Origin of the sequence: Pseudooceanicola nitratireducens (assembly GCF_900109195.1) — a bacterium.
GTDB classification, from domain to species: Bacteria; Pseudomonadota; Alphaproteobacteria; order Rhodobacterales; family Rhodobacteraceae; genus Pseudooceanicola; species Pseudooceanicola nitratireducens.
Window position 1 is genome coordinate 1 of sequence record NZ_FNZG01000019.1, and the last position, 7,382, is coordinate 7,382.

Annotated in this window: 5 protein-coding genes and 1 pseudogene; 4 read left to right on the top strand and 2 right to left on the bottom strand. The window is 59.2% G+C overall.

Annotated elements, in window-relative coordinates:
* The first annotated feature begins 171 nt into the window (after nt 1-171).
* Both BMX99_RS19170 and scpB read left to right on the top strand, forming a co-directional pair.
* Nucleotides 172-1,056 carry a DUF1403 family protein gene (locus BMX99_RS19170; protein ID WP_093455135.1) on the top strand — a complete coding sequence of 295 codons (885 nt, stop codon included), beginning with the start codon at nt 172-174 and terminating at the stop codon, nt 1,054-1,056.
* A 2-nt stretch (nt 1,057-1,058) separates the two neighbouring features.
* Entirely contained in the window at nt 1,059-1,673 is a 615-nt protein-coding gene (gene scpB, locus BMX99_RS19175; RefSeq protein ID WP_093455136.1) for an SMC-Scp complex subunit ScpB, read from the top strand.
* Nucleotides 1,674-1,971: 298 nt separating this feature from the next.
* Here scpB and BMX99_RS19180 read toward each other — a convergent pair whose 3' ends face one another.
* Both BMX99_RS19180 and BMX99_RS19185 read right to left on the bottom strand, forming a co-directional pair.
* Nucleotides 1,972-3,888, bottom strand: a complete 1,917-nt coding sequence (locus BMX99_RS19180; protein WP_093455137.1) for an ATP-dependent helicase — start codon at nt 3,886-3,888, stop codon at nt 1,972-1,974.
* Nucleotides 3,885-5,798, bottom strand: coding sequence for an ATP-dependent nuclease (locus tag BMX99_RS19185; protein ID WP_093455138.1), 1,914 nt, complete (start codon nt 5,796-5,798; stop codon nt 3,885-3,887). Before BMX99_RS19185 ends, BMX99_RS19180 begins: the two co-directional genes overlap by 4 nt.
* Before the next feature lie 263 nt (nt 5,799-6,061).
* Between BMX99_RS19185 and BMX99_RS19190 the strand changes: the two are divergent.
* Nucleotides 6,062-6,481 (top strand): annotated as a pseudogene (locus BMX99_RS19190) (nucleotidyl transferase AbiEii/AbiGii toxin family protein); the annotation flags it as partial.
* Between the two features lie 456 nt (nt 6,482-6,937).
* Nucleotides 6,938-7,207 (top strand): hypothetical protein, encoded by a 270-nt coding sequence (locus BMX99_RS19195; protein WP_093455140.1) that lies wholly within the window; start codon nt 6,938-6,940, stop codon nt 7,205-7,207.
* Nucleotides 7,208-7,382: the final 175 nt, after the last annotated feature.

The window sequence follows — 7,382 nt, forward strand, 5'->3', positions numbered from 1 at the left end:
GCCCATTTGGCGGCTTTGAGATCGATTTCTCGTTGTTTTCTGACATGTCGCTGAGCATATTCTTTGGTGTCCGATAATGCAAACTTATTGGACATAGATAAATGTGGCAAGGCGGGGCGGTTTATGTGCTATTTTCTGGCAGAAAGCGCCGCACGGATTTAGGCTTCAGGCATGACTTTTGACCGGCCAGATCACATCAGCGACCTCGACACGTTACCCAGGATGCCTGCCTGGGTCACCACCACGCGTGCTGAAACCCTTGAAGATGTTGCGTTTTTGTCGGGTGCGGCACTCAACTACCTGCATGTTGTGTTAGGACGCGCAGAGGTGCCCCAAGCCTTGTTGCGGGAGCGGATGGCGCTGCGCGCGGCGGAGGTTTGCGTTGGGTTTTCTGGCCGACCGGAGCGGGCAGGGGAATTGCGCGACGCGGTGCACCTGTTGCGCCCCGGCGATCTGCCCGGGCCGGCGGGTGCGGTGCTGGTCGGTTGGAAGCGTGCGGTGGAACGGCGACTGTCGATCAAGGCTTTGGGTCGCGCTGTGCCGACCCTCGAGCAGGCCACGATCGCGGCATGGCTCGATGTGGGGCAGGGCGCGCCGGTAGCCCGTGCCGCGATGGTGCTGGAAGCAGTGCTGACAGATGCGCCGCGCGCCGACGTGCCAGCGCTTATCCTTGCCGATGCGGCGCTTGCGCAGGCGCTTGGCTGGGATCAAATTGTGCCGCTACTCGGCGCGGGCCTGAAACGCGCCGACCTGCGCAAGCAAGGCGATGATCTTCGTTTCGCCTGTCATCGCGCGCTTATCGCCTCAGCGGTCGAGGCTGTGCGGCAGGCCGTCGATCTCGCGCGTCGAGCGGCGCATCTGAAAGCCGTCGCGCCCAAGCTGCGGGCCAAGGGCGCTGGCGACGCGGTCGAGATATTCCTGACCCGCGATGCTGTTGCTCCCTCGGCGCTTCCCCTTCCGGATCGCGCCGCGCGACGGCTCTGCGACCGGTTGGTCGATCTCGGCGCTGTGCGCGAACTGACCGGACGCGACACCTTCCGGCTCTACGGGGTGTAGCGATGGCAAAGGATCGCTCCTCCCTCGAGCTTGACCGCGAGTTGCCCGACCTGCCGCCAGAGCTGCGCTGGCGGGAATGGATGCGCCGGATCGAGGCGGTGCTCTTTGCCTCGGCCTCGCCGGTCGCTCGCGACGACCTGGCGCGCGTGGTGGGGCAGGGGGCTTCGGTCGACCTTCTGGTCGAGGACCTTGCTGCCGATCTGCAGGGGCGGGCCTTCGAGATCGCCGAGGTCGCTGGCGGCTGGATGTTCCGCACGCGCGCCACCTACGCCCCCGCGATCCGCGCGGCGGCAGATATCGGGGACCAATTGCTGGACCTGAGCGAATTCGACGTCGCGGTCCTGGCCGCCATCGCTTACCACCAGCCGATCACCCGCGACGCACTGAAGGATATCTTCGGCAAGGAAATCAGTCGCGATCTGATCGGTCGGCTGCATACGCGCGACCTGATCGGAACCGGGCCTCGATCGCCGCGACGCGGGGCGCCCTATACCTTCGTCACCACAGAGCAGTTTCTTGTCGCGTTTGGGTTGGATAGCCTGCGCGATCTGCCCGATCGCGAGCAGTTGCAGGACGCGGGCGTTGTGGGCGCGGCGCCACAAGTCGATTTCGAATAACGCGTTGGCGATGCGGAGCGTGAAGTTCACCGTTCTGCTTATCGTTTCACTTGCCGTGCAACGATTCATTCGCACGCCGAGAAAGTCGCATGATTGCAATATGAGAATCGTTTCACGATTTCTGGAGGAAGCATCGTGCATTTTTTTGCGACAAGGCATTCCCTCCTGGTCGTTCTGGTCGGAACTGGCTTTCGGTGCTTCTGCGCCGGAGCTTCGGTGGAATGACCTGAGCGGACATTCCTAGGGCCTCTATCATTGTCCTGCGTGCCAGCCTTTTGGTGCTGAATTGATCAAGACTTCATTGAGATGGTTGATCGGGCAACGAGAAACCCATCTCAAGTAAAAAACGTGACGGCTGCTTATTCCATCCCCGATAGTTGTCGGCATAGGAGAGGCAGAGCCACTCTCGCGCGCGCGTGATGGCAACGAAGCAGTTGCGCCGCTCCTCCTCCATTTGAGCGCTGTTCTCGCCTGCTTTCAGGCTTTGAAAGCTCGGCAAGATGTCCTCTGCCAGTCCGACCACATAAACGTGATCGAATTCCTTCCCCTTGGCGCCGTGGATCGTCATTAGAGTCACGGTATTGTTGCCGACTGGGGCCTCCTTCGAGCGGATTGCCAATTCCTGAAGAAACTGTTCAAGCGGCGCATCGCGGCCGATGGTCTTACCGATACTTCTCACAAGATCGGACCAAGCCGCACGGTCTTCCGCAATGTCACTTGCTTCGTCGTCCTGCGCCGGGATCATGGCGAGGACTGCATCAACAAACTGCCTGAACCGTGCGGGCTCGTTTGCGAAGGTTGCGGCTAGATCGACGAGAGCATTGCCATTGACGTCATCTCCAAGCCCGGCTTTGACCGCTAATGCCCATTCATCGAGCAGGGAGCGTTCGGTCAGTTCGGTGGCGGTAACGATGAGATCGACACTCGCGTCCGTGCCAAACCAGCGATTGAAAGCGCCGGTCAGGATTTCCAACGCACGCCTATCAAGCGGACGCAGCGCTTGGCGAAGTACGGCAGCGAGCCATAGGAATTGAGGTGATCTGAAATCATCGCGTCGCTGAGAAATGACCGCGTTGACCTGCTTTTGCGTCAGGGCGGATTGAAGTTTTTCGAGCATATAGCGCGTGCGGGCCAGCACTGCGACCTCTCCCCATCGAGTGTGGTCAATTTTGGCGATGCCTTCCGCAATCGACGCAGCTTCCACCTCGTCGGTGGAGTAGCGTAAGACGCGGATGTGCTGTTCATCGGGATATTTCAGCGAAGTTTTTCCAGCCTCCAGCGGTTGCTTGGCGACTGTCCGTTGCAGATTATGGACCACAAGATGGTTCGCGGCTGCAACAATTGCGGGCGGACAACGGTAGTTTGTAGGGAGCTGCAGCTCCTGCGGAGAAAAGTCGGCTCGGAACCGTTGTATCTGTTTGTAACTCGCGCCGTTCCACTGGTAGATGATCTGGTCATCATCTGCGACGGCGAAGACATTCTTGAAATTTTCGCCGGCGAGCGCGCGGATCAATCGGTACTGCCCATCAGTAGTGTCCTGAAACTCGTCAAACATCCAGTAGGCATAGGTCTTGCGATAGCGTCCGGCGATGCCGGGGAACTCCGTGACAAGGCGATGGGCTTGGGCGATGAGCGAACCAAAATCCAAGGCGTTGGCTTGGGAGAGCGCCGCCTCATAAGCAGTGTATACCTGCTCCACACGGGCGCCATCAGATTGATCGCGAAAGTATCGGGCCGAGCCTGCCGGCTGGATGAGCTGCGACTTAAGTTTGTCAATGGTAGACAGAAGCCGAATGTCGTCTTGGCTCAGGCCGGCCTGTTTGATCGCGTCGCGCAGAATTTCCTGGCGATCGACGTCGAGTGAGTAGATCGCAAAATCAGGATTGATGCCAATGTGGGAGCCATGCTGCTGCAGCATCTGCATGCAGAAGGAGTGAAAGGTCCCGATTAGAGCGCGCCGTTCCTGTTCAGGTACCAATGCAGTGACGCGGGCGGACATTTCGTCAGCCGCCTTATTGGTGAAGGTTAGAGCCAGCACGCGGAACGAACGATCTGGCGTGTCTGCGAGCAATTTGGCAACGCGCGTTGTCAGGACGCGGGTCTTACCGGAGCCGGGGCCGGCGAGAACGAACATCGGGCCATCACGCCAAGCGACGGCGACGCTTTGCGCCTCGGTCAGTTCCGACAATGCGATGCTGAGGGCGGAATCATTCATGTGAGGCCTCTGAGTGCCGAGATTGCATTGCGGAATGCTGCAGGCATGCGCTGGGCCAGCGCCGGGTTCTCGGCGCACTGTTTTCCGAGAACGGCTGCATAGCCGCTCTTGTCGTTTTCAAGAGCCGCAATCAAACTCGCATCGTCAAACTTCGCTGCTTCTGCATTTCCAAAAGAGACGAGAATTGCTTTTAGTTCGTTTTGCAGTCCATCTGCTATGAGCTGCTGTTCGAGATAACCGACCGGCAACGAGAAGGTGCGGCGAGCCATTTCCGCTGCGGAAAACTTTCGTGCGGTGATCCTGGCGATGTAGCCGAGCCCGGCGGCATCTCCATCGACGACGGCGAGCCAAGGATAACCGAGCGCTCTTGCAAGTACCGCAAAAATCTCTGGGCTTCCATTGTTCTGGAAATCGATGACGGCGACGCCGTGTTCGTCAAGGTCGTAGCCAAGGCCCTTGGCGATGCCATGAACCAGATGGTAATCGGACGGGCCCTCCACGAGAAGCCAGCGGCGTGCGAAGAATATTTCGCCACGGATCCGCCGAGCAAATGTCTCCAGTTGCTCCAGTTCCGCGTCCGATATGAATTCCTGCGATGCATCGGATGCCTTACGCAGCGCGGCGTGGATGGTCTGTGTGTCAGGGCGTCCGCCGTAGGCGATGAGGAGATCGCGATACTGGTTTTGCGGCAGAGCGCCGGACAGGACGAGTTCGTTGAGACTGCGGTCATAAGTGATGAGGCCGGCGGAGCCTGCGATGATGGCGTCAATCTGGGGAACGTGCGGGACGGTCGCGCGGAACTGACGGGGGAGAGAGCTTACAGTTGTGCCGTTGGCCTCGACACGGACAACGCGGATATCGCGAAACGGAACATGCTGAAGGAAGTACGGCGAATGTGTCGTTACGATCTTCTGGCCTGGGAGCTCAGTGATATGTCGCCAAAGGCTGCGGGCCGCCTGAGGATGGAGATGTGTCTCCGGTTCCTCCAGGGCCAGAACAGCGGTGCTTTCGGGCCGGTACAGGTCGCTCAAGATCAGCTCAACGAAGGCTTTGAAAAGGAACATGACGGAAAGGCTCTGCACGCCTTGACCGTGCCGCGCCAACGGTAGCCACGGTTTGCCGCCCTCCGTCTGATAGATCACCTCCGCCTTCGAGAGGATATCCCATGTATTGAGGGGCAGCAGCCGCAAGTCCGCCTGGCCTGGGACGTCAGTGGCGGCGACGCGGCTGATATCGGAAAGTCCGCTGGCAAGATTGGCCAGAAGCGGATCGGCGTCGAGTAAGCGCCGGTTCAATAGATCGAAGATGCGCTTTGATTTTTGCTCGAGAGGTTCGGGTATTTGCACCGTTCGAAGCAACTTGCCCCAAAACTGGCTCCTTGAGGAAAACTCGTCCGAGGCGTCGCGGAGCGCTTCAAGGTAGAAGACTGGTAGAAACTGGAAGAATTCCTGGAGATTGACGGCGCGGGCGCCGCGACCGGCGAGTGGGTTCCTATCGACGTTCAGGAACTCCCATCGCGGAACGAAACTCTCTTCGACCGGGTCCCATGAGCAGCTCACGCGCATGATGATGGACGCGCGGCCAGTCACTGGGTCAAGCTGGATGATGTCTTCGAGTTCGCCGTGTAGGTCCTCGGGCCACTCGTCGGCAGCAGCTTCCTGCAGCTCGACCTCGATAACGACGGGATCGCCAACTTTTGGATCTGGCCTACCGTCGCACAAATGCACGTCATATTCGGTGAATCCGGTTCCGCGCTGTCCCCACCGTCTTGTAAGCGCAATGCGGATCGCTTCCAATATCGCCGACTTTCCGGCGTTATTGGTCCCTATTAGGACCGTAACCGCGCCAAACTGAATGTCTGCTTCTTTGATAGAGCGAAAGTTTGATATTTTAAGTCGACTTATTTGCACTATTGATTATCCCTTCCGCCTTTGGCCAACGATACTGAGAGAACGGCGCTTTGCACAGCTTGAACCGCACGCATCCGCCGACGGTGGCCGCCGTCTTACGGATCGGGTGTTTTTCCGTTCCGCAAGAGTTGGGTGTCAGCTATCGGTATCGCCAAGCGGCACAGACAGGGCTCGGATGTCTGCTTTGGGCCGCATTTGTCGCCGGCTGCGTGAACCCAGTTGGTCATGATTAGCCGCCTTGTGCCTCAGAGCTTTGGGAGAAAGCGACGGCCATCCACGCCTACTGCTTGCGAGGCGCGTTTCGAGGCGGCGACCGCTATGCGCGTCACTGGTACGATCTTGGCCGCTTGCAGGCTGTAGGCATCGCTGCGCGGGCGCTGGAGGATAAGACGCTTGCCCAGGACGTAGCGAAGCACAAACAGCACTTTTTCCGCGAAACAGATCGTGCGGGTGCGACGATAAACTATGCTGACGCCGTTTCAGGATCGCTTTGCCTGATCCCAGAGGGTAAGGCCCTGGAGGCACTCGCGCAAGACTATCGGAAAATGCAGGAAGCGGGATTGCTTCAGTCAGACTCCATCGCTTTCGATGACTTGATGGCCCGTCTGATGGATCTTCAAGATCAGGCCAATAAGCGTCCTGAGCGAGGTGGGGCACGCTGCTGGCTGTCGGCGTCATTGTAATCATCAGAAGGTTCAGCCCCTGGCCTTGTTGCATACTGATGGTGAGCAAAAACGAAGCACGTCAAACCGGTTTTCAAACCGATCCCGTCTTTGTCGCGGACTGCCGGGAGTTTCGAGCGGTGTTTAGGTTTTTGTGTTGTGCAAAGTTTAGGTTTTGATGATCTGGGCCCCTCCTGCCCTTTGGTCAGGACCGCGCCCTACTCGGTCGGCTGCGCGCAGCCGGCCTCCCCGAGCTGAAACGCTTCCTCTCCCTGCGACGTATCGCTGGCCGTGCAGTCTCTTCCAGAGCCAGCCCGACCAGCCGTCGCATGGTCGTGGCAACGCTTCATCTCCGCCATTCGGTAACGGTCGCTGGGGCGGGCGGGTTGCCTCAATGGTCTCGTCGACCGCGCGCCTCAGCCGGCGTTACTCCTCGCATTGCCGGACACGCTGTTAAGCCATCATTGACCGCAAACGATGTTCGACGCCCGCGGGATTGCTTTGGCTGCAGCTGGCAGAGGGCTGGTGATCAGCGCGATGCAAGAAATCGCAAACGATTGGGCTGCCGAAGAGTGGTCTTTCGAAATCGGGATGAACCGCGCGCGGTGCAGATGCCTCGACGGTCAGCTTGAAATCGCTCAGCCAGATGGCACCGCACTCAACCAGCTCGCCATGGATACGCGAGGTCGCGCCACGATAGCCAAGGCTCGGCAAAGCGCAAACCCGTCCGGCTGCGGCTCGGGGTGAGAGGGCAGAAAAGACACCGCCCCCGGCAGTTCCATCAGCTGTTCACCCAGTTTCCTTCGCGGCCACCGCACTTCTCCTTTTGTCTGAGTTGCATGACATGCTGGTCGCAGCTGTCGTCCCGTCCACAAAGGTTGTCGCCGATCTTTTTCCCCTGACCCTGCGGGTCTTTCCTCGC